Source organism: Streptomyces sp. NPDC093071 (assembly GCF_044754545.1).
In the GTDB taxonomy this organism is placed as follows: domain Bacteria; phylum Actinomycetota; class Actinomycetes; order Streptomycetales; family Streptomycetaceae; genus Streptomyces.
The window spans coordinates 113124-138120 of sequence record NZ_JBIVPH010000001.1; the positions used below are offsets into that span (position 1 = coordinate 113124).

Annotated in this window: 19 protein-coding genes and 1 pseudogene; 1 reads left to right on the forward strand and 19 read right to left on the reverse strand. The window is 68.0% G+C overall.

The window, feature by feature from the left end:
* Positions 1 to 56: 56 nt before the first annotated feature.
* The 9 genes and pseudogenes from ACIQD7_RS00515 to ACIQD7_RS00555 form a co-directional block, all read right to left on the reverse strand.
* Positions 57 to 863: pseudogene (locus ACIQD7_RS00515) on the reverse strand (transposase family protein).
* Positions 864 to 942: 79 nt separating this feature from the next.
* Positions 943 to 1644 (reverse strand): hypothetical protein, encoded by a 702-nt coding sequence (locus ACIQD7_RS00520; protein ID WP_402438005.1) that lies wholly within the window; start codon positions 1642 to 1644, stop codon positions 943 to 945.
* Positions 1641 to 5645, reverse strand: coding sequence for a CHAT domain-containing protein (locus tag ACIQD7_RS00525; protein WP_402438008.1), 4005 nt, complete (start codon positions 5643 to 5645; stop codon positions 1641 to 1643). The genes ACIQD7_RS00520 and ACIQD7_RS00525 overlap by 4 nt, the downstream gene beginning before the upstream one ends.
* A gap of 350 nt (positions 5646 to 5995) precedes the next feature.
* Positions 5996 to 7411, reverse strand: coding sequence for a hypothetical protein (locus ACIQD7_RS00530; RefSeq protein WP_402438011.1), 1416 nt, complete (start codon positions 7409 to 7411; stop codon positions 5996 to 5998).
* Positions 7405 to 7935, reverse strand: coding sequence for a hypothetical protein (locus ACIQD7_RS00535; protein ID WP_402438014.1), 531 nt, complete (start codon positions 7933 to 7935; stop codon positions 7405 to 7407). The genes ACIQD7_RS00530 and ACIQD7_RS00535 overlap by 7 nt, the downstream gene beginning before the upstream one ends.
* Before the next feature lie 439 nt (positions 7936 to 8374).
* On the reverse strand, positions 8375 to 8671 hold the full coding sequence (locus ACIQD7_RS00540) for a hypothetical protein (RefSeq protein ID WP_402438017.1): 297 nt from the start codon (positions 8669 to 8671) through the stop codon (positions 8375 to 8377).
* A gap of 275 nt (positions 8672 to 8946) precedes the next feature.
* A complete protein-coding gene (locus ACIQD7_RS00545; protein ID WP_402438020.1) occupies positions 8947 to 9606 on the reverse strand; it encodes a nucleotidyl transferase AbiEii/AbiGii toxin family protein in 660 nt (219 codons plus the stop codon).
* Positions 9603 to 9965, reverse strand: a complete 363-nt coding sequence (locus ACIQD7_RS00550; protein WP_402438023.1) for a hypothetical protein — start codon at positions 9963 to 9965, stop codon at positions 9603 to 9605. Before ACIQD7_RS00550 ends, ACIQD7_RS00545 begins: the two co-directional genes overlap by 4 nt.
* Before the next feature lie 558 nt (positions 9966 to 10523).
* Positions 10524 to 11390: a metallophosphoesterase family protein gene (locus tag ACIQD7_RS00555; RefSeq protein ID WP_402438026.1), complete on the reverse strand. Its 867-nt coding sequence runs from the start codon at positions 11388 to 11390 to the stop codon at positions 10524 to 10526.
* 264 nt (positions 11391 to 11654) lie between these two features.
* On the opposite strand from ACIQD7_RS00555, the gene ACIQD7_RS00560 reads away from it, so the two are divergent.
* Positions 11655 to 12293 (forward strand): 4'-phosphopantetheinyl transferase, encoded by a 639-nt coding sequence (locus ACIQD7_RS00560; RefSeq protein ID WP_402438029.1) that lies wholly within the window; start codon positions 11655 to 11657, stop codon positions 12291 to 12293.
* Here the strand turns inward: ACIQD7_RS00560 and sbnB are convergent.
* The 10 genes from sbnB to ACIQD7_RS00610 all read right to left on the reverse strand — a co-directional run bounded on the left by sbnB (position 12283) and on the right by ACIQD7_RS00610 (position 24644).
* Positions 12283 to 13266 (reverse strand): 2,3-diaminopropionate biosynthesis protein SbnB, encoded by a 984-nt coding sequence (gene sbnB / locus ACIQD7_RS00565; RefSeq protein WP_402438032.1) that lies wholly within the window; start codon positions 13264 to 13266, stop codon positions 12283 to 12285. The genes ACIQD7_RS00560 and sbnB overlap by 11 nt on opposite strands.
* Entirely contained in the window at positions 13259 to 14224 is a 966-nt protein-coding gene (gene sbnA / locus ACIQD7_RS00570; protein WP_121827849.1) for a 2,3-diaminopropionate biosynthesis protein SbnA, read from the reverse strand. Before sbnA ends, sbnB begins: the two co-directional genes overlap by 8 nt.
* 292 nt (positions 14225 to 14516) lie before the next feature.
* Positions 14517 to 15881: a cation:proton antiporter gene (locus tag ACIQD7_RS00575; RefSeq protein ID WP_391057678.1), complete on the reverse strand. Its 1365-nt coding sequence runs from the start codon at positions 15879 to 15881 to the stop codon at positions 14517 to 14519.
* Between the two features lie 201 nt (positions 15882 to 16082).
* Entirely contained in the window at positions 16083 to 17795 is a 1713-nt protein-coding gene (cmlS, locus tag ACIQD7_RS00580; RefSeq protein ID WP_121827851.1) for a chloramphenicol-biosynthetic FADH2-dependent halogenase CmlS, read from the reverse strand.
* 18 nt (positions 17796 to 17813) lie between these two features.
* Positions 17814 to 18434 carry a DapH/DapD/GlmU-related protein gene (locus tag ACIQD7_RS00585; protein WP_402438037.1) on the reverse strand — a complete coding sequence of 207 codons (621 nt, stop codon included), beginning with the start codon at positions 18432 to 18434 and terminating at the stop codon, positions 17814 to 17816.
* Positions 18427 to 19797: a fatty acid--CoA ligase family protein gene (locus tag ACIQD7_RS00590; protein WP_402438040.1), complete on the reverse strand. Its 1371-nt coding sequence runs from the start codon at positions 19795 to 19797 to the stop codon at positions 18427 to 18429. The genes ACIQD7_RS00585 and ACIQD7_RS00590 overlap by 8 nt, the downstream gene beginning before the upstream one ends.
* Positions 19797 to 20489, reverse strand: a complete 693-nt coding sequence (locus ACIQD7_RS00595; RefSeq protein WP_402438043.1) for an SDR family NAD(P)-dependent oxidoreductase — start codon at positions 20487 to 20489, stop codon at positions 19797 to 19799. The genes ACIQD7_RS00590 and ACIQD7_RS00595 overlap by 1 nt, the downstream gene beginning before the upstream one ends.
* A gap of 23 nt (positions 20490 to 20512) precedes the next feature.
* A complete protein-coding gene (locus ACIQD7_RS00600) occupies positions 20513 to 20824 on the reverse strand; it encodes a hypothetical protein (RefSeq protein WP_121827855.1) in 312 nt (103 codons plus the stop codon).
* 56 nt (positions 20825 to 20880) lie between these two features.
* A complete protein-coding gene (locus tag ACIQD7_RS00605) occupies positions 20881 to 22167 on the reverse strand; it encodes an MFS transporter (RefSeq protein ID WP_402438046.1) in 1287 nt (428 codons plus the stop codon).
* Positions 22167 to 24644, reverse strand: a complete 2478-nt coding sequence (locus tag ACIQD7_RS00610; protein ID WP_402438049.1) for an ATP-grasp domain-containing protein — start codon at positions 24642 to 24644, stop codon at positions 22167 to 22169. Before ACIQD7_RS00610 ends, ACIQD7_RS00605 begins: the two co-directional genes overlap by 1 nt.
* Positions 24645 to 24997: the final 353 nt, after the last annotated feature.

Below are 24997 nucleotides of genomic sequence, written 5' to 3' on the forward strand. Positions count from 1 at the left end.
GTCGGCCGTCACCCGATCGGTGACCACTCTGAAGATCCTTACTGAGTGAGCCTCTTTCATCCTGAATAGCTGCAGGTCAGCAACGTGTGGACGGCTTGGACGATGGTGCTGATGCGTCGGGTGGAGCATCTGGCACGGCGGATCAGTCGCCAGGACTTCAGCTGCGCGAAGGCCCGTTCCCGGGAGTTCTCAGCCGTGCGTGGTCGCGGTTGAACTGCTGATAGTGAGCGGGCTGTTCGCGGTGGTGGTAGTACGGGGTGCGGAAGGTGGCGCCGGCGCCCTGGTAGGCGCGGTCGGTGAGGACGAGGGATCTGCCGGGTGAGGCAGGCCTGGACGATGCCGTGAGAGCGGGCCGCGGTCAGGTCATGGGCCCTGCCTGGAGTGGCGCGGGAGAACCAGAGCGGTGTGCCGTCCGGGTGGGCAATGACCTGCACGTTCATGCCGTGTTTGCGGTGTTTCATCGAGTAGTACGGCTCGTCCGCGCCGATCCGGTCGATCGGGATGAGAGTGCCGTCAACGATGACGTGATCGCCCTCACCGAGACCGGTGAGCGCTTCCTGGAGACCGGGTGCCCAGCCCGCCAGCACGTCCAAGGTCTCGTCGACGTAGCGCCAGGCGGTGGCCTGGGATATCCCGAAACCGGCCCCGGGCTGCGAGAACGTCTCGTTCTTCCGCAGGTGCACCAGCGTGAGAAGCGCCTGCTGGAAGCAGCCGAGCTTGCGCCAGCGGGTGTTGCGGGCCTGGCGGTGCTCGTGCAGCAGCCAAGCGACATGCTCGACCAGCTCATGAGGGACGTCGAGCGTGGCAGGATACGGAACCAACAGGGCCCCTTCGGTCGCCGGTGTGATGAGTGGAATCACCACGCCAACGACAAGGGGCCCTGTCTCGTCACCACCCTCGCTGACCAGCCTCTTTCACCCTCCAGCACAGGATGAAAGAGGTTCACTGAAGGTCGATGGTCCGCAGAGCAGAAGGTAGCTCAGCCCGATACGGGATCAAACCAAGACGGCGTTGCTTGACGGTCGCGGCCACTGCGATATGGGCCTGCGTCGGCACGCCGGCCGGGGTCCGAATGATCAGTGAAAGCGACTCATCACCGATCAGGGGTGTGTCAGGGGTGGCAGTGAACCTCCACTCGGGGTCGCTGTCGCGTTCACCCATACCGACCACGAACAGTTCCTCGCGCCCACCCTGATGCGGTGTGAACTCCATTCCTGCGTCGACGAGCATGAGATTGGCGGTCAGTGTCAGCGAGCCGGAGGGCGCAACGGGGACGGCCCGCCTTTTCGGGGAGATGGACCATGCGATGGGTTGCCGGTCGTCCGACTGACCCGGTGCCTCCAGTCGGACGCCGATACCCGCGTTCGCGAACGGAGTTCCCTCGGACGAAGGACGGAAGGAACAAACGATGCTGAGGAGCAGAAAGTCGTAATGAGCGGACTGCGCGTCCAGGAACTCTCCCCAATCTCCGTCACCCTCGGCGGCCTGCATGCCGGTCAGCGGACGTACGACCGGTGCCCCCAGAGAGATCCGTCCTGTCAGCGAAGGCTGAGGAGTGGGCGTCTGGAGGAGGAGGGTCGAAACAAGCCTGAGGTCGTAGGAGGTTCCTGCCTCCACCCCGGCCATGGGTTCGAGAGAGGTCATGTGGTGGCTTCCCGTGAGTGATCGGTGGCGGTGCGCCAGTCCCCGATGAAGCAGAACGCGCCCCAGTCCCGGTAGGCCGGGTAGCAGGAACGCGTCGTGGACTGGGCTGTTCGGAACGCGGTACGCCGGTCCCTGGAGAGAGCGAGCTGTTCGTACAGGGTTCCGAAGAAAGTGTTGGCCACATCAGGGGCCACAGGCCACAGGCAGCCGACGATGGCGGCGGCGCCGGCTTGAAGGAAGGCCGCAGGCAGACCGTGCAAATTGTCGTTGATGTCGAATCTGCCGAGGGCCGACTCGCATGCACTCATCGTGACGAGCTCGACGCCACGCAGATCGATTCTGAGGATGTCATGGGCGAAGACCCGGCCGTCGTCACCCCGTCCCGGGTCCGGTGACAGGAACAGGCATTGGTGCCAGGGTGCCCACTCGTTGTGTGAACCATGGGCCGCCACATGGATGTAGCGGGCTTCGGGCAATGCCTCCAGGAAGCGGCGAGGAGTGGCATCGGCCCCCAGCACCGGGGTCGCACCGCCCATCGAGGCAGCGATCCGCGCGGTGTGGGCCTCCAGTGTGTTCGTTCCCCAGCTGTCGAACGCGAAGGCGGCGAACCCGCGCTGTAGGGAGGGAGACGATGCGGGGCGAGCGAGGAAGGCAAGACTGGACACCTGGGTGACGGTCCAGTCGTCGGCGAGGAGGCGGGCGTCTGCGGACAGCAGGTGAAAGGGAAGGTAATGCAGGGGCCCGTTGGGCCAGACGCAGAGGTGCGACTTTCCCTGGGTGAGCCATGAAGGCAGAGAATCAATGAAGCCGGCGAGATAGGAGCGGGAGTCGTTGCTCAGCAGCTGGGCAGCGGTGCGCGACACCTCACGGTGCAGGGGGTCGGCGGTGATTTCCTGGCGCAGCTGCGCGATCTCGATCGCGGCAGGTGAAACGGTGAGTGTGTGACCGGCTTTGAACACGCGGACCAGAGAACCTTCGTACATCGGGAAGACCATGGTTCGGTGGAACAGCTCCTCGTTCGTCACCGCCATCCCATGCAGGGCCATGACGGGGTTCACGGAGTCCACGTGGTCGACCTGCCCAAGGAAGAACGAGAGCAGCACGGTCTCCGGAGGAAGAAGCTCCTGGATCTCGTCGACCTGAAGAAGCGGGAACCACGTCGAGCCCCGCGCCAAGCGTAGTTCCCCGCTGATCCAGCGATCGGCGGCGCGCTGCAGGTTACGCACTTCGGTCTCGGCGTCGTGGTCCGGTTCGGCCTCACCTGAACCCAGGTGATAGAGCATGGCGGCCTCGGCTCCGCCGGGCAGGTCGAAGTCGGGCAGCGGCCCGGGAAGACCTGCCTCGGCGACGCGTGCACGGGCCAGAATTCCGTCCAGGCGGGCGGAGAACTCAAGGGCACCCGGACGCCCCGCCGAGAGCGTGTAGTCCATGCCCTTGGCAGCTTGATGAATGCCGGCCATCACCGAAAGGTTGACGGTAGGGCCGCTCGCCCTGAAGGCCAGCGACTGGTAGAGGTTGTACAGCTTCCAGTCCACGGTCTCGTCCGGAACCTGACGCAGAAACACGGACGCGGGGATCAGCGCGACCGCGGCCCGTTCTGCTTCAGATCCCTCGGAGGCGGAGGCGCATCCCAGGCCCGCGTCGAGGGCTGCGAGAGCGAGGTCGGTCTGTCGGCACAGCGCGAAGTCGAATGCTGCGGAGGCGAAGAGGGCCGCGGCGGTGCCCAACTGTTCTTGTCTCTGAGCGTGCGCTCCCCTGTCATGAGCGAGTGTCGCATCGAGGTAGGTGATCGCATCGACATGACGTCGGAAGAGGGATGGTGACGTCTGTCGCACCTCGTTGATGAGGTCACGTCCGATGTCACCCTCCTGTTCCGGATCCGCGTGTGCCGCAAGGTGGAGAAGCGTCGCCGCTCGCTGCTCGGCGGGCCATGCCTCCGCCTCCGCGGAGGAACGCACGTGGTCGGCGAGCAGGCCCACCTGCATCTGCTCCGGTGCACAGATCAGACGGTCATCGGCAAGGCAGTGAACCTCGCTCGACCAGCGCAGCCGGCGATGGGAATCCATGGAGAGATACGGCAAGTCACGGTCGGCCTCCCTCAGCAGACGGGCCTGGAGATCGAGGCGATGGGCTTCCCTCGCAAGAGTGAGCGCCTCCGCGAAGATGCATGAAGCCTCATGGAGCTCTTGCCGTTGCCTGATCACGGCGAGGGGCACGGGCAGGAGCGCGGCAAGGCTGTCAGGCAGGGTCAGCTCGCCGAACCGGTACAGAATCCGCAAGAGATAGAGGTGGGCCAACGGGTCACGACGCGGATCGATGACGTCGAACGCCTCCCGGGCAGCGATGAGGATCTCGTGGTCGTACGACTCTCTCCGCATCCCGGCAAGGAAGGAGAGCGCCTCGGCCAGAGCCTTCAGCACCCGCCCCCGCTCGTGTCCCGTCGACAGGTCGGCGGATTCGCGTAGGTATGTAACAGCGGCTGCAGCCGCGTCCGACGGCGGAGGCATGTCCGGGACTGCGGTGTGGGCGGGATCGTCCGGGTGGAGGGATTGATGTCGTCTTTGGCGTTCCTCCCGGATGCTCAGTGCGCTGGTGAAGTCCCATCCTGCCGCTTCGCCGAGGTACGGGCTGAGATGCAGCAGTCCGGCGGCGAAGAGGGTTTGGGCGAGTTCGTCGGTGCCCGCTGCCCCTGTGACTCCGCGCAATGCGTCGATCTGGACCCGCACGGCATCATGCGCACGTCGGAACAGCTGTCCGTCGGGGCGCTCGACCAGACTCAGCCTCGCGGCTTCGACATAGGCGTCGGCCGCCCACCACCAGGGGCCTCCGACCTCCCTCCCCCAACGAACGGATGCGGCCTCCAGCACGAGAGTGAGCACGGGCACCGCGTCCCGAGGTGTTCCGGATTCGACGAGGTGCAAGGCTCCTGCCACGACAGAGGCGATCGCGTCCTTCGAGAGCGCGAAGGCGGGATCAATGACCTGGCGGATGGCTTCGGCCTCCGACACGATCCGGGAGATGGTCTTCGAGCCGAGTTCGGCGAGGTGACGCGCCTGGCTCGTACTGTCCGACGAGGCGGATGGCACCCCGACTTCCGGGAACGCTTCCTCTTGTTCCTCCTCATCTTCCCGCCCGGGCTCTTCAGTGAAATCCCGAGCCGTGCGCTCGAGAAGCAGCCCCATCGCCTTGCGCAGATTCGCACGGTCGGGCTTCTGCCCCGCGGCCGTCCGGAGATCCACTCCCAGCCGCAGCCATGAGACGGCCTCCTGAAGTCCGGCGATGCCGTCCGGGAGTGGGTCCGCCTCGGCCCTGCGGGCGAGGCAGAGACCGATGGTCCCCGCTGCATCCGTCTGCTCGGACGAGCCCTCCGGGGCTTCGGCGAACACTGAGCGTGCTGCGGATTCCGCCGCGGCCAGGTCGGCGAGATCGGCCGAGACGACGAAGCGGCGGGTGTACGCCTCGGCAAGAGTGAGTCGTCGACGCGCCCGACGGGTCTGTGAGTCCTCCGACAGGGCAGCCACGTGAGCAAGCAGCCGGATCCCCGAGTCCGCATCGTCCAGACGACCGGATACCGGGGCTCTCCGACAGAGCGCGAGACCGAGCATGGTGTCTCGGTACGGGGTGGGGGCGACGCCCCGCAACAGGGCCACCGCCTCGTCGAGCAGAGCTGGGTCACCACCCTCCTCGACATCCAGCACGAGGTCACTCGCGTGGTCCACGGGGTCTCGCCACGGGTCGTGGCCGGTCTCTTCCGTGAGCCGGGACCATAACTCCCTGGGCACACGCCGGTGATCGGCCAGATACAGCATGCCGAAGACATGCATCGCTGTCCTGAGATCCGCGGCCGACAGCTCGGCTTCGCCCTGGGCAAGGGATCGCGCCCAGTAGTACGCGGCGACCGTGTGCAGGATCTCGGTGTCCACCTCTTGGAGTTCGTCCAGCTTTTCGCCGACTATCGCCATGAGTTCCGAGGCGCACGTCACCCCCGCCTCGTCGAGCACAGCCTCCGGAGGCTCCTCCTTGCGAAAGGCCAGGATTCTGTCGTTCAGCTCGTTGAGAAGTGTCGCCCGCAATCCCCTGACCTCCCAAGGGTTCAGGGTAGGCCAACGGCGCTGATCGCGACGTGCGATCTGCCATTCCTCACTCCTGCTCCCCGGAAAGGGCACACGCCTGCGGAAGCGTGCCTCGCCCAGGTGACGTGCTCCGTCGTGGTTCACTCCCATTGTTGCGGCTCAGTCGAGGACTTCGGTGCAGTTCGTCATGCAGACGGACGGCTCGTCTGCGATGCATGGGCGTGCCCCGGAAGGCGGACCACCAACTGTCGGAAGTCGGTCTCGCAGCCGCCCTCTGCTCACGCCTCCGGCAGGGTTGGCTGCGACCACTGCACCGGTGGCACCGGACCCCCACCCAGCAGGCTACGCAGCACGCCCCCGTCCCCCTCACCGAAAGGTCGCAGGAGGCGGAGCGCCGTCCCCAAGAGATCGGCGTAGATGAGCAACGCCCGAGCGCCTGGCGGGCCGGCCGTCTGCGTGGAGAAGTTACACCTCAGGGCATACCCTCCGGGTGTCACGGCCAGGGCCTCTACGACTCCCTCCTCCTGCCCCAGTGCCGCGCTGATGCCGTCCAACTGCGGGTCGTTGGTGACATCTTCGCCGGGCGAGTCATATCCGATACTCCGGTTCGGCGTCATCATGCGAATCGACGTGAGCGTGATGCCGTGCCTGTTCGCCCGCTCACGTACCTCCGCCAGCAACGGAACCTCACGCTCCTCAGGAAACTCCAGGTCCTTGCGGCTGCCGGCGATGTACGCGACGAAATCCGGACCTCGCAGGGCCAGTCGTCCTCGGTCCACCGTCCAGCGCCAGCCGCCGCCCGCACCAAGCCCTTCGACGACCATGCAGACATGGGCCTTCCAGACACCGACAGCGCTACGCATGAGGTGTTGCAGGTTCTCGGTGTCCGTGATGCCGCTGTCGAGCAGCGGCTTGATGTCCACAAGCGGCTGGATACGCCGCCAGAAGTCTTCGTCCTCGATCTCCTCCGAGGACAGCAACAAGTTCAAGGAGGTGGCATCAAGGGACGAGCGCAGCGGAACATCGCCCGGGAAGTCCGTCATCGATCGGCCACTGCCTTGCCACATCGCGGCCATGAAAGTGGCAAGCCGATGCGCCACGCCCGGGGTCGTGCGACGGCTGAGCGTGGTGAGGGCGGCACGCGTCGGGGCCTCCCGGCCCTCACGGGCCGCACCGACTCCCAGGTCCACCGAGGCGAGGAACTGTTCCACTTGGTCCTGTCTCATGATCCCGCGGCCGCCTTCGACGATCGCGTCGGAAGCCAGTGCAACCGGCGATCGGGTCGTCGAGTGGGGAGGCAGAGACCCGAGTCCGAAGGGGTCCAGAACGAGCGTCTGTCGCTCCCCCGCGATGCCGTCCAGCCGGGTCCATGAAGGGCCCTGCCCGACCTGCCCCAGCGGCACGACGAGCGGTTGCTGCTCTCGTTCGAGCAGCAACACATCGTTGGCGAGGAGGATCGGATCGGATGAAGTCCGGAGATAGACGCGCCGTTCAGCCACACCGCGGCCGTTCTTCCACCTCATCAACAGGTCTGGAACGTAAGTATGGTTGAAGAAGGGGGTTCGGACGATCTTGGCGGAGGGATGCACTGCAAGCAATCGGCGCTGCACAACATCCTTGACCCGTTCAACGGCCTCGCGAGGGTCAGGGTGGTCGAGTGCGCGATCGATCTCGGGTGCGACTGGTGTCACCATGACGTCTTCCCCTGGCTGTTATAGAAGCGGGCTACGACTCCACGCCAGTCGTCAAGCGGAACGAGCTTCTCCTGTTTCTCCGACATGACCACGATCCAGAGCCGGGCCGACAGCTCATCGACGATCTCGTCCTTGATCAGCTCCCGGGCTTCGTCTGGATCTTCCGTGCCCAAAGCACGAGCCGCCTCGGCGAGAACGGCTTCCCTGATCGTGTCCGGAGCCGTGAGCACATCCCAATCCCGTGCGCGGAACGGCGCCCAGCTGATCCACATGTAGTGATCACCGAGCATGTAGTCCTTGCTGAGTGCGACGTAGCACTTGGCCAGAAAGCTCTTGTACTCCGTACCTTGATCACTTGAGTTCCGTCGCCATTTGACCTCGGCACAGAACATCTGGCCATCCCAGTCTCCGCCACGCATGACCCCGCCGAGGTCGTAGGAGAACTGCTTCTCATTGCCGTGCGGCCAGTGGAGGGTGAGCTTCTTCGCCCAAGCGCCGTCCGTATTGGTGTACGACTGAGCCACGCGCATGGTGCCCTCAAGCCATCTCTTCGCCCGCTGGACAGCCTCTGCACCTACAAGGTGCGCTTCTTCACCTGGCACCGGAAAAGGGTGCCCCAGCAAAGTTTCCGCTTCAAGTGGTTGAAACCAGCCAGCCGCTCACCAGCTTGCGGCGGGCGCCCCGCCGCGTACTGCGCGCAGCAGAGCGGTGCACTCGGACCATGCCCTACCCCCTGCGTATGCACGCCGCATGACCCTCTGCTGGGGAGAATCAGCCCGCCCTGACGCGTGCCTGGGGGGATCGACCGTGTAAGACAGCGACATCGTGAGATCCCCGGAAATCCGCAAAGCCGCAGTTCAGCCCAGCTTATGCAAAACTCTACGCAGGTCAGCGGGGTGAAGGCGACGACTTCAAGAAGATCTCCTTGCCCACCTCGAAAGCCAGACGTCTCCGTTTCCGCCATCAGGCGGCTTCCCAAAGGCCGGCGCCCAGGATCCGGGCAGTCTCGATGATCATGCCCGGCATCAGGTGCCGGTAGGTGCGGTACGTCTCCTCCATGGACTTGTGCCCCATCCGCTCCACCACGTCGGTGATGGGGATGTTGTTGCCGAGGGCGTTGGAGGCGAAATGGTGCCGAAAGCCGTACATCCCCACGCCCTCCTCCGGCGGCATGTCCACGAAGAGCTTCCTCGCCCTGCGCCGCTCCATGCCTTCGATGAAGCAGCCGCCCGGGCCGCGCAGCAGGTAGCCGTACTGCATCGTGCCGCGCCTCGCCGTCGCACAGGCCGCGCCCGGCCATCATGACGATCTCCAACGCCAGAGCCTCGTCATCGGCCGTCAGCGCCTTCGTCATGTAGGCAAGCAAAAGACGGGATACGGAACACGCCCTCTTCGGCCATCAGCCGGTCGGCGGTCGACCGCTCCGCTGTGCAGGGCAGCCTCCCACCGTGGACGGCTCCGGGTCGGAACTTGCCGGCTACACCTCATCCTCTCGTTGCACCGACGGTGGAGCAGATGGACGCGATGTTCGCCTCTCAGGCGTTCTCATCGTGGATCCGTGCGCCCAGATCCTCCGCCCACTCCAGCGCCCACGCCTTGAGCTCCTCGATCTGCCGGGAGGTGAGCCCGTATGCGGTGTAGTCCTCGTCCTCGTACCAGTCCGCGCCGATCAACCGGTCCCGGAGGTCTTCGAGGCTGAACTCGTCATGGGCGCGACGGCGGCCCAGGGATTCGAGGTCGGCGCCGGAGCGGTGGCGGGAGGCGGCCTGGACGTCGATGAGGTCGCGGACGGTGCCGCGGTCGGCGAGGGCACGGACCTTGGTGCCGATCACGTCGTCGAGGGAAAGAACGGGGCCGTAGGGGGTCTGGGCGGGCGGAGCCCAGAACGCCTCCTTGAGGACGTCGACCTCGCACTCCTCGCCGGTGTCCGGATCGGTGACGAGGAACCGGCCGCTGAGCGGATCGGTCTGGACGTGCGTGGTCCGCCATCCACGCGCGCCGAGGCCTGCGGTGAGTGAGGCGACGATCTCCTGCATCGGAGCGGAATTCTCGGTGGCGACGTCGAGGTCGCGGCTGAAGCGTTCGACCAGACCGTGGGCCTGCACGGCGTACCCGCCGGTGAGGACCAGAGGGTAGGGGGAGCCGAGGTCGAGGATGTCGGCGAGGAGACGCTCGTGGAGCGGAGTGAGCTTCACCCGGCGGTCGTGTCGGCCGGAGCGGTGCGGAGCAGCTCGGGGAAGGCGTCCTCCCAGACCTCGCGGATGTAGGGACTGATCAGGCGCCGCAGCACGGGCCACTGCTCGGTGAGCAGCCGGTGGTCCAGGAGGGTCATCAGGTCCTCGCGCAGTCCTTCGGCGAGGACGGTCCGGTAGAGCGTCATGCGGGACTTCGGACGGTCCAGGCTGTAGCTCGTCCGCCCGGACCAGACGATGTGGAGCGGCAGGTCCACGTCGCCCTCGACGGGGCCGGCCAGCTCCTGCAAGCGCTCGGGCAGGCGGCTGCGGTAGCGGTCCCGCAGCACCTCGGCGCGGGGGGCGGTGATCGTCGCGTCCATGCATCCAGTATCGCTGCTGAGAGGCGGCGGCATGGCGGATACGGGGGTCCCCTGTCGTACGTACGGGTCGGGCGACCGCCCGCCCCTCATTCGGACGTCTGACCCAGTGGGCGCCTAGCGCAACACCGCCTACCCGCGCCGACCCCCAGGCGGCGCGGCGACCGGCGGCCCTGCAGACCCGGCACCAGCCTCGATCATGGGCGCGGGCGATCATGACGCAGCAGGTCACACGAGGGCCGCCGCGGTGGGTCCGGCCGCGGCCTGGTGGGAGCCAGATACCTGTCGAGGTCACCCCTCATGGCGGCCACCCGTCAGCAAGCCGGGACGCCCCCGCGCCCGATGCTGACCGTTTGCTGACCTGAGCAAGGCAACCAAGCCTCTGAGCTGCAAAAACACCCAGATGCTAGATCTTGGACTTGAACAGAGTGCGCAGCACTTGGGGCTCCTCCGAGACGGCTCCCTGCCTGCTTTGTGCAGGTCAAGGGCGGCCTCCGCTGTACTGACAGGGGCGCCGGACACCAAGGCGCCGAGGAAGACCGGCGGAAGCCGGATCGGATCCTACGGACGTGGCCGTTCCTCCTCCCTCGGCAGGATGCGGCGCGGCACTCCCGGTGGTTCCGGGCGGGTGCGCCACTCGCGTGGGTATCCCACGGACACCTCCTCGAAGCGGACGCCCTCGTGGTGGGTGGTCCGTGGGATGTGGAGGTGGCCGTAGACCATGGCGACCGCGCGGAATCTGCGGTGCCAGTCGGCGGTCAGTCGGGTGCCGCACCACATGGCGAACTCCGGATAGCGCAGGACGTCCGTGGGGTGACGGTCCAGCGGGTAGTGGTTGACGAGGACGGTGGGCAGGTCGTCGGGGATTTCGGCGAGCCTGCGTTCGGTCTCGGCGACCCGGGCGCGGCACCAGGCTTCGCGGCTCGGGTGGGGGTCGGGGTGGAGGAGGTACTCGTCGTTGCAGACGACGCCGGTGCCTTTCGCGTAGGCCAGTCCCTCGTTCTTGTCGGCACAACCGGCCGGCAGGAAGCTGTAGTCGTACAGCAGGAACAGCGGCGCCACGACGACGGGGCCGCCGGGGCCGTCCCAGACCGGATAGGGGTCTTCGGGGGTGGTCACGTCCAGTGCGCGGCACAGGTCCACCAGATACTCGTAGCGGGCGGTGCCGCTCAGGGTGACGGGGTCCCGCGGGTGGGTCCACAGTTCGTGGTTTCCCGGAGTCCAGACGACCTTGCGGAAACGGCTCGCCAGCGTCTCCAGGGCCCAGTGGACGTCGGCCGCGGTCTCGGCGACGTCCCCGGCCACGAGCAGCCAGTCGTCGTCGGAGCCGGGGCGCAGCTTCTCGACGAGGGCGCGGTTCTCCTCATAACCGATGTGGAGGTCGCTGATGGCCAGGAGCTGCCCGGTACCGTCGGCCTTCGATGTCACCTCTCGCCTCCCTTTCGCACGGAATGCCATTTCGAATAAATGCGGCGAAACATTCCCGAACGGAATCCCGTATTCGTGTCGATCAACTCAGTTCTCGCATTGTACGATCGGCGTGGGGCACCGGGGATTCCGTCTCGCGGCGCCGAGCGAGAGACTCATTCCGTCCGTCAGCACCAGACGCTAGGACCCGACTCCATGAACCCGTCCTCCGGGGCCCCGAAAGCGGGCCTCCTTTCCCGCGTCCTTCCGGCCGGCGTCGCGGGAGTGGAATCGTGGGCGGACGGTCATGAGATCACGCTTTTTCCGGCCGAAGAGGAATACATCGCCGGAGCCGCCCCGTCCCGTCGCCGCGAGTTCCGGGACGTCCGGTGGTGCGCCCGCCGGGCCCTGGCCTCGTTGGGCGCGCCGCCCGGTCCGCTGGTCCCCACCGCGACCGGTGCCGAGTTCCTGGTCCGGTATCCGGCCTGGCCGGCGGGGTACACCGGGTCCCTGACCCACTGCGACGGATACCGGGCCGCCGCCGTCGCCGTCGCCGCCGACGTCCTCGCCCTGGGCATCGACGCCGAGCCCCACGACCGCCTCCCCGCGCCGGCCCTCGGCAGGGTCGCCGGCCCCGAGGAGCTGGAGCACCTGGCCGCGCTGCGTGCGGAGCACCCGGAGGTGGCGTGGGACCGGATCCTGTTCAGCGCCAAGGAGAGCGTCTACAAGGCGTGGTTCCCGCTGACCCGGCGGTGGTTCGACATCCGTGACTGCCCGATATCCATCGATCCGTACGGCGCGACGTTCACCGCCGGTCTGGCGCTGGACCCGCCGGAGGGCGTGACGCCCGTGGTGTTCGGCCGCTGGGCGGTCAGCGGCGCCCTCGCCCAGGGGCACGTGGTGACCTCGGCGGTCATTCGATGAACCCGTTGACGACGGTGGCCCTCCCCGCTTCGAGGGCCCGGTCCATCACGTAGTTGCCGACGGCGATGTCGAGCACGCCCAGTCCGAACGGGGAGAAGATCACGGGCTTCCCGCGCGGGACGTCGACCGTCCCGTTCAGCAGGCCGCCCAGCGTGCCGTGGATGAACTCCCGGTCACCGGTGGCCTGTTCAGCCAGGTGCGGGGAGGTGTTCGCCTTCAGGCAGTGGTCGACGTCGTCGACGAGGTTGGTCGAGGCCAGGATGACCTCGGGCGGCAGGTCGCGCAGCGAGATGTTGAGGACCACCTGGTCGGGGGTGAACCGGTGACCGGCGTCCACGTACGGCTCGCCCGCCGTGGTCGCGAAGACGACCAGGTCGGCCTTCAGCACCGCGTCGAGTCCGGCCGGGGCGGCGTCCAGGCCGATCTCCGCGCGGACACGCTCGGCGAACCCCTCGGCCCGCTCGTGGTCGAGGTCGTGGGCGAGGACGTTCGCGATGTCGACCGTGGAGCCGTGCAGGTGGTCGAGGACGGTGGACGCGATCACCCCGGTGCCGACGACGCCCACCGTGAGGCCGGTGCCCGTGCAGAGGTTCTCCGCGGCGACGGCCGCCGACGCCGCGGTGCGGGCGGCGCTGATGTGCGCGGACTCCAGGCACGCCAGGGGCCGGCCCGTTTCGAAGTCGTTGAGGATCAGGACCGCCGACGCCCGGGGGATGCCGCGCGACAGGTTGTCCGGGAAGCTGGAGATCCACTTGATCCCCATCCGGTTGACGTCGGCTCCGATGTAGGCGGGGAGGGCGATGACCCGTGAGTTGGGCTTGTGCGGGAAGCGGAGGAAGTAGCTGTCCGGGTTGATGGTGTCGCCGGCGTCGTGGAGGCGGTAGGTCGACGCGACGATGTCCCGCACCTTCGCCTTGTCGCCGCCGAGGATGCCGGCGATGTCGGGGCCGGCGACGACGATGAAGTCAGACATTGCTGCGCTCCTTGATCAGGGTCGGGTGGTCGTTCAACCACCGTTCCGAGTAGAGGGTGGAGAGGTACTTGTCCCCCAGGTCGGGGGAGATGACGACGACTCGGGAGCCGAGGGGGATCTCGTCCCGCATCCTCCGCACCCCCGCGAGCACCGTGCCGGTCGATCCCCCGACCAGGAGGCCGTACGTACGGGCGACGTGGTGGCACTGGGCGACGCTCTCGTCCTCCGGTACGAGCACCTTGTGGAAGCTGCCGTCGTCGGAGTAGATCTCCGGCAGCCGGCTGGAGCCGAGCCCGGGGATGTAGCGGCGCTTGGAGCTGCCGCCGAAGGTGATCGAGCCCTCGGCGTCGACACCGACAACGCGGTGCGACAGCCGGTTCTCGCGGCGGTACTCCAGGCAGCCCATCAGCGTTCCCGAAGTGCCGACACCGACGAAGAGGTAGTCGATGGGGCCGAGTTCCCGGTCGATCGACCGGGCCGTGGTGTCCTTGTGCGCCTCCACGTTGGCCCGGCTCTTGTACTGGTTCAGCCACACCAGGCGGGGATCGGCTTTCAGCATGTCGTCGACGAGGGCCAGGCGCTTGTGGAGGAAGCCCCCGTTGGCGTCGGGCTCCTCGATGATGACGACCTCCGCCCCCAGGGCCTCCATGGCCAGCACCGCCGACTCGACCGTGTTGAGGTCGGCGACGACGGTCAGCGGGTATCCCTTGATCGCGCAGACGATGCTGAGCGCGATTCCGAGGTTCCCCGACGAGGACTCGACGACCCGGCTCACGCCGGGGAGCAGGGTCCCCTTCTTCTCGGCCTGTTCGACGAGGTTGATCGCGGCCTTGAACTTTATGGAGCTCGCGGGGTTGAGCCCCTCGATCTTCAGGAAGACGTCCGAGCCGGGCAGGAAGTCGGGGAGCGCCAGGAACACGTCGTCGTGGACGATCTCGGTGGCATTGCGGTAAATCAATCGGAGATCCTTCCAACAGCGTTTGCAGAGTGACCGAACGGCCGGGCCCCTGGCAGGTGACGGGGCGTCATGTCGCGTGTCCCGTCGTTCCCGACGACCTGCGCCGGCCGGGACGGGAGCGGTGCGGGCACCGCGGAAAAAAGGAACGACCAGCGGATCGAAGCTCGGAGCCCGCGAGGCCCGCCGCTCACGCGTTCCCGGACACCGCCGCCCCCGTTCACGCCGCGCTGCCGCGTGCCGGGCTAGGGGCCGCCCGGAGCCCGATCGGCCTCGACGGCCCGGGGAGAGCGGTTCACCTGGCGGACGCGACCAGTTCGCGCCGTTCGTCGCGGGTGTCCGGGTCCCGGTCCGCGAGCAGCCCCTCCTCGGCCAGCATCTCCTGCTCCACGCGGTCGGGCATCGCCCAGCGGTAGAGCGGCATGGCGAGGGCGGTGGTGACGACGGCGACGAGCACCAGCATGGAGAAGACCTCCTGGTTGATGATCCCCTGCGCCAGGCCGATGTTGATGAAGATCAGGATCATCAGGCCGCGGGCGTTCATCAGGCCGCCGATGGCGAGGGACTTGCGCCACGAGAGGCCGGCTCCGCGCAGCGCGAGGCCGCAGCCGAAGTACTTCCCGATGAATCCCGCCACGAGGATGAGCAGGAAGGGGCCGATCATGGCCCATCCGCCGAGGCCGTCCAGCTGGGTGTTCAGTCCCGAGAAGGTGAAGAAGATCGGGAGCAGGAGGACGTTGACGACTTCCATCATGCGCTTGAGCACGGCCTCGCGGAACGCGGGGTTCTTCGGCATGGCCAGACCGGCGATGAACCCGCCGAACACCGAGTAGATGCCGATGTAGTCCGTGAAGTAGCCGGCCGCGATGACGACGCCGAGCACCAGGTACATCTGGTCGAGGCCGAACGTGCCGGTCCGCTCGACGCGGTCGCCGAACGGCTTCAGGAGGGGGCGGACGACGAGGAGCATGAAGGCCACGAAGGCGATGGAGAGGCCGATCGTCACGAGGGCCTTCACGCCTCCGGCGTTGGCGTGCATGGCCGAGATCACGGCGAGGAAGCACCAGGCGGCCGCGTCGTCGATGGAGGCGCCGAGCAGGGTCATCCGGCCCAGGGAGGTGTTCTGCAGGTTCCGCTCGTACAGGATGCGGGCCAGCATCGGGAAGGCGGTGATGGAGAGCGCGCCGCCGATGAAGAGCACGAACTCGACGGTGTCCACGTCGGGCTTGGACAGGTTGTCGTACATCAGCCAGCCGACGGCTCCGCCCAGCAGCAGCGACGGGAACATGCCGGAGACCGCCAGCAGGCCGGCCCGCTTGGCCTCCTGCTTCCCGTTGGTGCCGCCGCTGTGGTCGAAGCCGACGCCGACCAGGAACATGAACAGGGTGAGGCCGAGGGTGCTGAGCACGTAGAGGATCGGCTTGACCTCGGGCGCGAAGACGAACTTCTGTCCCTCGGGCCACACGGCGCCGAAGAGCGTCGGGCCGAGGAGCACACCGGCGACCATCTCGCCGAGCACCCGGGGCTGCTTCACCATCAGGGCGAGGCGGCCGCACACCCAGGAGGCGGCCATGATGACGATCATGGCCGGAAGGACCTTGAGGACCAGTTCGAGATTCTTGTCCGTGACCGCCGCGGCGATCTGGATCGAGCTGGACATACCCACTCCCTACATGAGGTTCGCTGTGCCGAGCGGTCGGCGACCGCTCGCGGGAGTCCGGCCGGGCGCCGGTCGACCGGCGCCCGGCCGGAGACGTGGGCCGTGCCGTCCGGCCCCGTCCGACCGTCGGCGTCACATCGGACCGGGACGAGGGGCGCGCGGGAGCGCGGGCCGGGCACGGCGGGAGAGGCGGGGCGGGCCCTAGACCTCGTACTCGGTGCCGACGCCGTCGAACCGCAGGCGGTCCTGGATGACGACGCGGTCGCCGTTCTTGTCGAAGCCGCGCAGCAGACCGGCCTCGAAGAGGCGGATGACGATCTGGGAGCTGACGTCGGCGCCGTCGGCGTCGGCCAGTTCGCTCTCCAGCTCCTTGAAGCCGAAGTTCTCCCGCTGCATCCGCAGCAGGATCTTCTGGTGCCGCTCGTCCAGGCGCCACTTGACCATCTCGCGGCCGGACTCGTTCGCCACCACCTGCTTGGGCATGAGGCGGAAGTCGACCGGGTCGATCTTGTAGTAGGGCTTGAGGAGGACCTCCTCCCCCACCCACTCCAGCCGTGTGATCTTCCGCAGCGACTTGTTCAGGTTCGCGACCCACTGCACGCGGGCCGGGACGAGTTCGTCGTCGGAGAACTCGGAGCTCAGCACGTCCCGCTGGTGGCGCCCGATGCTCATCATCGTGGTGGCGCGCTCCCGGAACACCTCGGCCGACCACCCCGAGCCGTCTTCCGCGTCGACCAGGTTGCCGAACCAGCGGCGGCGCTCGACCCGGTCGTCGTCGGACGCGCGGATCCGGCGCTTGGACCAGAACTCGGAGTCCGGCTCGCTGAACGAGGCCATCGTGTAGAAGGCGGCCAGGAACTCGTGGTACTTCTCGTAGGTCTCCTGGTAGGCGCGGGTGTACCAGGCGTGCACGGTCTCGGCCTCGTCCGGGTGCGCGCCGAGGCGGTCGATGGCGGCCGCGGCGGACACCGCCGACTGGGCGGCCATCTGGACGCCCTGCGAGAACAGCGGGTCGGTGAAGGCGGCGGCGTCGCCGCTGAGGAACCAGCGCCCGTCGGAGTACTGCTCCGAGTCGTAGGACCAGTCGTGCACGATGCGCACCTGGTCGCAGCGCTCGGCGCCGTCGAGGATGGCCATGGCGCGGTCGGCCTTCGCCAGCGTCGAGGTGTAGAACTCCTCGTAGCCGCGTTCCTTGACCTCGTCGGCCTTCGAGCGGTCGACGACGAGGCCGACGCTGTACACGTCGCCCTTGAGCGGGATCATCCAGACCCAGCCGTCCTCGAAGGTGATCGAGAACGTGGTGCCCTTGAGGTCGCCCTCGAACGGGTCGGCCTTCTTGAAGTACGACCAGATCGCGAAGCTCCGGAAGTACTCGTCGTAACGGCGCTTCTTCAGCCGGCGGGCGAGCGGTCCACCGGAGCCGCCGGCGTCGATGACGTAGTCGAAGGAGTCGTCCTCGGTCTCGCCGGAGAGCTTGTACGAGACGGTGACGCGGTCCGGGTCGGAGAGGTCCACGTCGGTCACGGGGGTGTCCATGTGGAGGGTGATGCCGCGCTCGCGGACCTCGTCGACGAGCATGTGGTCGAACTCGCCGCGGTCGACCTGGATGGCGTGGTCGAGGACCCACGGCGCGGTCTTCGGGGTGGAGAAGGAGAAGGTCCAGGGAGCCTCGCCCTTGCCCCACAGGAAGGTCGCCGACGGCTTCTTGAGGAAGCCGGCCTCCTTGATCTTCTCCTCCAGGCCGAGGCGGTTGTAGATCGAGAGCGAGCCCGGCAGGAAGGACTCTCCCACCCGGTAGCGCGGGAAGGTGCCCCGCTCGAAGACCACGGCCTCGTGGCCGAGCCGGTTCAGGGTGAGGGCCGCCGCACAGCCGGTCGGGCCGGCCCCGATGATGGCCACACGCTGCTGGTTCATGGCGATGTCCTTACGGTTCTACTGGATGGGAAGGGACTTGACGCGGCTGGGCACGAGGTAGGAACGGGCGTCCACGGCGTCCTCGAAGAGGGTGAGGCCCGCCTGGATGCGGCAGTCGTCGCCGACCGTCACGCCCGGCGCCAGCTGGCAGCCGATGCCGATGAAGTTCCCGGAGCCGATCGTGACCGTGTTGCCGGTGTGGAAGTTCGGCGAGATGAAGTTCAGCGAACCCACGTGGGAGTGGTTGCCGATGCTCGACTTGTAGTGGAGGACGTTGAAGCTGCCGAGGGTGGCGTTGACCCCGATGTAGTTCTCGGGTCCGATGACGTTCCCGATCCCCCGCAGGGCGCCCTCCTCGACGGTCGAGGTGGGGTCGACCACGTTGATCGCGTCGAGGTTCCACGCCTCGACGTAGTCCCGGACGGCCGCCGCCCGGAGCTCCATGTCCGCCACGGCCAGGACGACCCGGGTGCCGTCGGGCAGCGCCTCCCGGGAGATCTCCTCCCACCGTCCTTCCGGGACGGTGACCTCCTCGCCCGGGAGGGCGAGGAAACGGTCGACGGCGTGCCCGGCGCCGTGTACGTAACGGGCCACTTCCGCAGCGAACTTGGACGCCCCGAGGAGTACGACATCAGCCACGGTTCAGCTTCCTGTCCTTCTTGAAACGGGCCGAGAAGTCCGTCTGGGCGACGATGGCGACCTTGGTCGGCATCTTGAAGGGCTCGACCTTGCCGTCGAGGAAGTCCCTGATGTGGCGCCGGAGTTCGGCCTTGGAAAGGTTTCCGGACGGCACCACCTCGACGTGGACGGCCTGGCCGGTGATGGAGTTGGGCATCCCGAAGACCACGCAGTCGGAGATCTCGGGACTGCCGAGGAGAATGGACTCCAGTTCGAGCGGAAGGACCTTCTCGCCGCCGACGTTGATGACCTCGGCCGCCCGGCCCTTGACCCTGATGTAGCCGTCCCCGGTCTCCTCGACCAGGTCGCCGGTGCGGAACCAGCCGTCCTCGGTGACGGCCTCGTTCGAGTAGTTCAGATAGCCGAGGAACTGGGTCCTCGTCCGCAGCTGGAGCTCGCCGTCGACGATCCGGTACTCGGAGCCGGCGTCCTCGATCCGGAAGGAGGTGCTGGAGGAGGACTTGCTGCTGGTGGTCGAGATGCCGGTCTCGCTCGTCCCGAAGGTCTGGAGCAGCCGGGCCCCGGGGATCGCCGCGTGCACCCGCTTGAGGAGTTCCTCCGGCATCGGCTCGGTCCCGTAGGTGATGAGCTTCAGGCTCGACAGGTCGTGCTTCTCGTGGAACCCGCCGATGAGGACGAGGTTCAGGAAGGTCGGGCTGGTCGGCAGCAGCCGGATACCGTACTTCTCGACGAGCGAGCAGATCTCGCCGGGGGTCCGCTCGGCGGGGATGACGGCGCTCGCCCGCGAACGCAGGACCCCGAGGAGCGAGTTGATCCCGCCGATGTGGTCGGCCAGCAGGAACAGCAGGACGTTGCGCGGGATCCGGCCGACGCGCTCGGGCGCGTCCGCCTTCTCCGCGAAGATCGCGTCGAGGTTGTGGAGGATCGCCTTCGGCTTCCCCGTCGAGCCGCTGGAGAGCAGGACGAGACCGGCCTGCCCGCTCTCCCGGAGGGCGTCGACGCGCTCGGACGCCTCGCCGCCGACCGGATCCCAGCGCTCGACGGCCACCTCGTCGCCCACCCGGACGACGTACTCGGCACGGCAGGTGTTCCGGACGGCGTCGTGGCCGGCCTCGGTGAAGGTCACGACGGGGACGACGATGCTCCGGCGCAGGTAAAGCGCGCAGAACGCGGCGATCTGCGAGAAGGAGAAGTCTCCGTGCAGGACGACCGTGGCCCCCGCTTCCATGCCCGAGGCGTCGAACAGCGCCCCCAGCCGGTCGATCTCGTCCGCCAGCTCCGCGTAGGAACGGGTGGTGTCGCGGTCGATGACGGCGACGCGGCCGTTCAGGCTCCTCAGCCGGACCGTCAGTGTGTCGCGCACTAGTGCACTCCTCCCAGATAGAGCGTCTCGCCGGTGACGAACCCGGACCGCTCCGACGTCAGGAACTCCACCGGGCCGACCAGGTCCTCGAACTCGCACATGCGGTCGATGGCCTGCCGCGCGAGGACGTTCGCCCTCGCCTCGTCCGGAAGCGTTCGCGTCAGGACCGTCCTGACGATCGGCAGGCCCAGGGCGTTCACCCGAATGCCGAAGGACGCCAGTTCCTTGCTCATGACCCGGGTCGCCTGCTCGACGGCGCTCTTGCTCGCCGAATAGACCAGCTGGCCGTCGAGCGCCCACGGGACGGCGACCGTCGAGATGTTGAGGATGGACGTGCTCGCCCGTTCGCTCCTCTGCAGCAGCTTGGTCGCCTCGCGGCTGCAGCCGAGCACCGCGAAGAAGTTGATGTCGAAGATCTTCCGGGTCGTCTCCTCCGGAGTCAGCATGAAGTGGTTCATGGTCGCGGTCCCGGCGTTGTTGACCACGCTGTCGAGGTGGCCGAACTCCTGCCGGACGGACCGGAACATGCGCTTCAGCTGCTGCGAGTCGGTGAGGTCCGACTCGAAGTGGCGGTACCCGGGGTGGTCGATCGTGGAAGGGCGCCTGCTGCAACCGATCACCGTGTCCCCGCGCCCCAGGAAGTGCTCCGCCAAGGACTTTCCGATCCCGGTGCGGGTCCCGGTGATCAACATCGTCGCCATGGTGCCGCGGCCGCTCAGGCGTCGGCCGTGACGCCGGCCTCCTCGAGCTCACCGATGGTGAACTCGATGAGCCGGCGGGCACTGCTGAAGGGGCTGATCCGCTGCGAGACGGCCTTCTCCGAGGTCAGCGAGATCTCGACGTCGTACTCGTCCTCGATCGCCTCCTCGACGCGCGCGAGGAAGTTCACCAGCTGCATCGAGTCGAAGACGGCCGCGTTCCCGTAGAAGCTCACCTCCAGCGGGTTGTCCGTCGGGATCTTCTCGTCGCGTCGCTCGTTCAGTTCTTCGATGACGCCGAGGATGAGGGCGAGCAGGCGTTCCTGCATGGTCTTCTCCTTTGCTGGATGGAGGGGTGGCGGAGCCGGAGGGCGGGGGCCGGCGGTCAGGAGGCCGCTTCGGCGGAGGGCGATCCCGCGACGGGCGCTCCGGGCGCCGCCGCCGGCTCGGAGCGTGCGAGCCTGCCGCCGATCGCCGTGATCAGGCCGGCCGCGACGGCGAAGAGCGACGCGAGGACGACCATTCCCGACGTTCCCCAGGTGATGAGCACGGCGACCAGGGCGGGTCCCACGATGTTCGCGATGGAGCCGCCGAGGCTGAACACGGCCAGGTACTCGGCCCTCTTGGAGTCCGGGGCGTGGCGGATCGACAGCTCCCACGCGCCCGCGCCCTGGAAGAGCTCGCCGCAGGTGAGCAGGACGGTCGCCACCACCAGGATCGCGATGCTCAGCCAGACGTCGGTGTACAGCGTCGGGATCAGCACCAGGCTGAAGAGGCCGAGCGCCACGCCGGACCGCAGGAGGGAGCGGGTGCCGTCCGCGGTGCTCTTGATGTTCTTCGCGAAGTGCACCTGGAAGACGATCGCGAGGACGGTGTTGAGGAAGAGGAGGACGCTGAGTAGGGCCTCGGGGGCGTTCGTCGCCTCGACGAGCCACAGCGGGACGGCGACGCCGAGGAGGACGGGGTGCAGGAAGAGGAGGCCGTTGACGGCGGAGAGGGCCAGGTAGGTGCGGTCCTTCGCGACGTCGACGAGCCCGGCGTACCACTTCTGCGCGGTCGGCTCCGAGGACGAGGTGTCGACGTCCAGGAAGCGGAAGACCAGCGACGACAGCACGCTGCACGCGGCTCCGGCCAGGATGACCGACCGCAGCCAGGGCAGCCCGCCCATCGAGATCAGCGGTGCGGCCGCCAGGGTACCGATCGACATCCCGACGTTGATGACGGAGCTGATCACGCCCAGCAGCCGGGTGCGGTCGGAGTTCCCCGCGGTCGTGTTGACCAGTATCTGCACCATGGGGAAGATCGGCCCCTGCGACACCATGACCATGGAGGCGCACAGGGTGAACGTGGCCATCCCCTCGGAGAAGGCCAGCGCCACCAGCCAGGCCGCGCGCCACAGCTGGAGCGACCGCAGCAGGGTGAGCGGGCCGAGGCGCTTCGCGAGGAGCGTGACGGGGACCGTGGTCAGGAAGCCGACGAGACCGGCGATGGTCAGGCCGAGTCCGACCTGGGCCGCCGTCAGGCCGATGCCCTTCAGGAAGTACAGCGTGCTGCCGGTCAGGTAGAACCCGCTGCCGGAGGCGTTGACGACGACTCCGAGGGCGATGACGCGGTGATTCCTGCCGGGGAGCGCGTAGTCGCCGACCAGCTTCTTGACGGAGTTCTTGATCATCACTCGGCCGCCGCCTGCGAGAACGGGGTGAGCCGGATGTCGATGAGCGACTCCGCCTTGTCGAGGATGCCGCCGCACTCCTCGGGGCTGTCGCCGGCGACGATGACGGCGAGCACCCGCGGCTCCAGGCCGCGCGGGGGCAGCCGGAGCGGGACGGGCGGCTGGACCAGGCGCACCACCTCCACGACCCCGTCGAGCTGTTCGGCGGCGGCGGTGTCGATGGACTCGACGGTCCCGTCCTCGGCCGGGAAGAGGAACCTGATCTCGACGCACCGGTCGCGCGACCGCTCGGTGTCGGGCCGGTGCCCGAGCGCGATCGACACCGCGGCGGACGTCAGGTCGACACCGGTGGCCAGGTGGCCGAGGAGGGGGATGAAGTCGCCGCCGAGCCGTCCGTTGAGCTCGATCAGCTTCGGTCCCGACGCCGACAGCCGGACCTCGGCGTGCGTGACGCCGTCGGTGATGCCCAGGTCGCGGTGGGTCCGGACGAGCATGTCCCGGACCTCGTCGGCCCACTCCTCGTCGCGCCAGGGGGCGACGAGGTGTCCCACCTCCTGGCAGTAGGGCTCGAAGCCGAGGCGCTTGCGGGCCACGTTCACCGGCCGCACCTCGCCCTGGAAGACCACGGAGTCGACGCTGATCTCGGGGCCGTCGACGTACTCCTCCACGATCGAGCCGCCGAGCGGGGTCAGTCCGGGGAAGCTGCTCGCCGAGGTCATGGCGAAGTGCTCGACGAGTTCCTCCCGGTTGTTCGCCCGGGCCACGCCCACGCTGCCCGCGAGCGAGCGCGGCTTGACGACGACCGGGTAGCCGAAGGACCCGGCGGCCGCCAGGGCCTGCTCCTCGGTGTCGACGCGGGCGAACCGGACGAGGCCGGTGGTCTGCCGGCTCCGGGTGGAGAGCTTGTCGCGGCAGTTCGCGGCGGCCGCCGGCGACATGTGGCGCATACCGAGTCGCGCGGCCGCGGTCGCGGTGTCCTCCAGGAGGACCTCGGCCCACGTCATGACGCCGACGTTGCCGTCGTGCTCCGCGAAGAGGTCGCCGATCGCCTCCACCAGGGTGTCGGGCCGGGTGTCGGGAACGCGCCGGTGCCCCGTGATGTACGCGTGCTCCCAGGTCGCCTCCGAGGTGCTGACGAGGGCGATCCGGGCGCCTCCGGCGACCGCCTTGTAGGCGTACTCGCGGTAGACGCGCTCGCCGGAGCCGACGAAGACGACCAGTTCGGGGGCGGCCGGGTCGACGGGGCGGCAGCGGAAGTCGTAGGCCTCGACGGTCCGTTCGACCTTCGCCAGCACCTCGGCGCTGGAGCGGCCGCGGAACCGGAAGCGCGCCCCGGAGTTCTCGTAGCCGTGCTCGTATCCGGGGGTGGCGACGATCGTCTCTCCCCGGACCGGGCGGACGGTCTCGTACGGTCCCTCCTCGGCGGACAAGGGGAGGTCGGAGGCGACGACGCGGCACGGCCGGACCGCCGGCGTCTTCATCAGCAGCCAGCCGACGCGCTCGGTCTCCCCGACCGGCGGCAGCGACCGCGCCTCGTCGGGGACCGGGTCCCCGACCTGGAGCGCGAAGGTGGCCTTCATGAGGTCGATGCCGTGGATCTCGCGCCACAGGAAGGGGATCTCGGCCCCTCCGGGTCGGGCTCCGATCTCCAGGAACCGCACCTCCGGCGCGTCCTGCGGGCCGGAGACGAAGAGCTCCAGGTGGAAGACGACGGGATCGGTGCCGAGGGCGGCGGTGGTGCGGGTGGTGAAGTCCTCGACGCGGGCGAGGAGCACCGGGTCGTCGATCTCGACCGATCCCAGCGGCTCGCCCCGGGTGTAGCCGAAGCAGGTGTTGACGTACCGGGACGCCCGCCAGGCCCCGAGCCCGAGGCCGTCTCCCAGGGCGATCCCGTCGACGTGCAGGATCTCGTGCGGGAGGTAGGGCTGCACCAGGAGGGACTCGTCGGGCGGGAAGACGAACGCGGCGAGGTCGTCGGCCGAGTCGAGGCGCGTGACGCCGATGCTGGAGGTGCCGCACGCCGGCTTGAGCAGGACGGGCCAGCCGTGCTCGTCGGCGAACGAGCGCACCGCCCGGTGGTCGGCCGCGGGCGCGGTCGCGGGCACGGCGACACCGGCCGCGGTCAGGCGTTCCGCCATGACCAGCTTGTCGCGGAACGGCGCGAGTTCCGCCGGGGTCTGGCCGGGGACGCCGAGTTCCTCGCGGAGGACGGCGGCGAGGTCGAGGTCCGATTCGTTGAGCGCGACGATGTGGTGGGGCACGCCGTACTCGGCGACGAGCTCGGCGACGGCGCCCCTGAGCAGGGACTCGTCCTCCGTGCTGGCGATCTCCCGCACCGCGGTGGCCGTACCGGGTATCGAGCCGAGCGACCACGGCGCGGCAATGTACGTGACCGTGTGGGCGGTGTGGTCGATGTACGACTCGTACTCCGCGAAACGGTCGGTCCATTGGTGCAGGATCATGACGTGCTTCGACACTATTCCTCCGGGGCAGTGCGGTCGGTGGATGCGCAACTGGTGGTTCGACCAATCGGCGGTTCGTCGGTAGGAGCTGGGAATTCGGTCGTCCCGGGAGGTGTCGGCGGCCCTTGTGTCCGTCTTTCCGTCCTGGCATACGAAGGTGCGGCTGTTCTGAGGGGCAGGGCTTTGCGTCCCGAGCTCCACCCGATCACCGCGGGAAGGGGGACGGCGCGATGTCGGGGACCGCTTCACGGCTTTTCACGGGTGTACGTGGAGCCGATTGCCGCCGTCCGGGGCGGTCGCGTCGCTTTCACCGAGGGGTTCCGTCACGGCCCGCCCTTTTCTCGGCGATGCCGCGACGGGGGCCGCGG

Excerpts from the sequence above, each read along its gene's own strand:
- ACIQD7_RS00550 (WP_402438023.1), bottom strand. The coding sequence starts at position 9,965 with ATGGACGCGACGATCACCGCCCCCCGCGCCGAGGTGCTGCGGGACCGC.
- ACIQD7_RS00595 (WP_402438043.1), bottom strand. The coding sequence starts at position 20,489 with ATGTTGATCACCGGGACCCGCACCGGGATCGGAAAGTCCTTGGCGGAG.
- ACIQD7_RS00600 (WP_121827855.1), bottom strand. The coding sequence starts at position 20,824 with ATGCAGGAACGCCTGCTCGCCCTCATCCTCGGCGTCATCGAAGAACTG.
- ACIQD7_RS00605 (WP_402438046.1), bottom strand. The coding sequence starts at position 22,167 with ATGATCAAGAACTCCGTCAAGAAGCTGGTCGGCGACTACGCGCTCCCC.
- ACIQD7_RS00520 (WP_402438005.1), bottom strand. The coding sequence starts at position 1,644 with ATGACCTCTCTCGAACCCATGGCCGGGGTGGAGGCAGGAACCTCCTAC.
- sbnB (WP_402438032.1), bottom strand. The coding sequence starts at position 13,266 with ATGTCTGACTTCATCGTCGTCGCCGGCCCCGACATCGCCGGCATCCTC.
- cmlS (WP_121827851.1), bottom strand. The coding sequence starts at position 17,795 with ATGAACCAGCAGCGTGTGGCCATCATCGGGGCCGGCCCGACCGGCTGT.
- ACIQD7_RS00575 (WP_391057678.1), bottom strand. The coding sequence starts at position 15,881 with ATGTCCAGCTCGATCCAGATCGCCGCGGCGGTCACGGACAAGAATCTC.
- ACIQD7_RS00530 (WP_402438011.1), bottom strand. The coding sequence starts at position 7,411 with ATGGTGACACCAGTCGCACCCGAGATCGATCGCGCACTCGACCACCCT.
- ACIQD7_RS00540 (WP_402438017.1), bottom strand. The coding sequence starts at position 8,671 with ATGCAGTACGGCTACCTGCTGCGCGGCCCGGGCGGCTGCTTCATCGAA.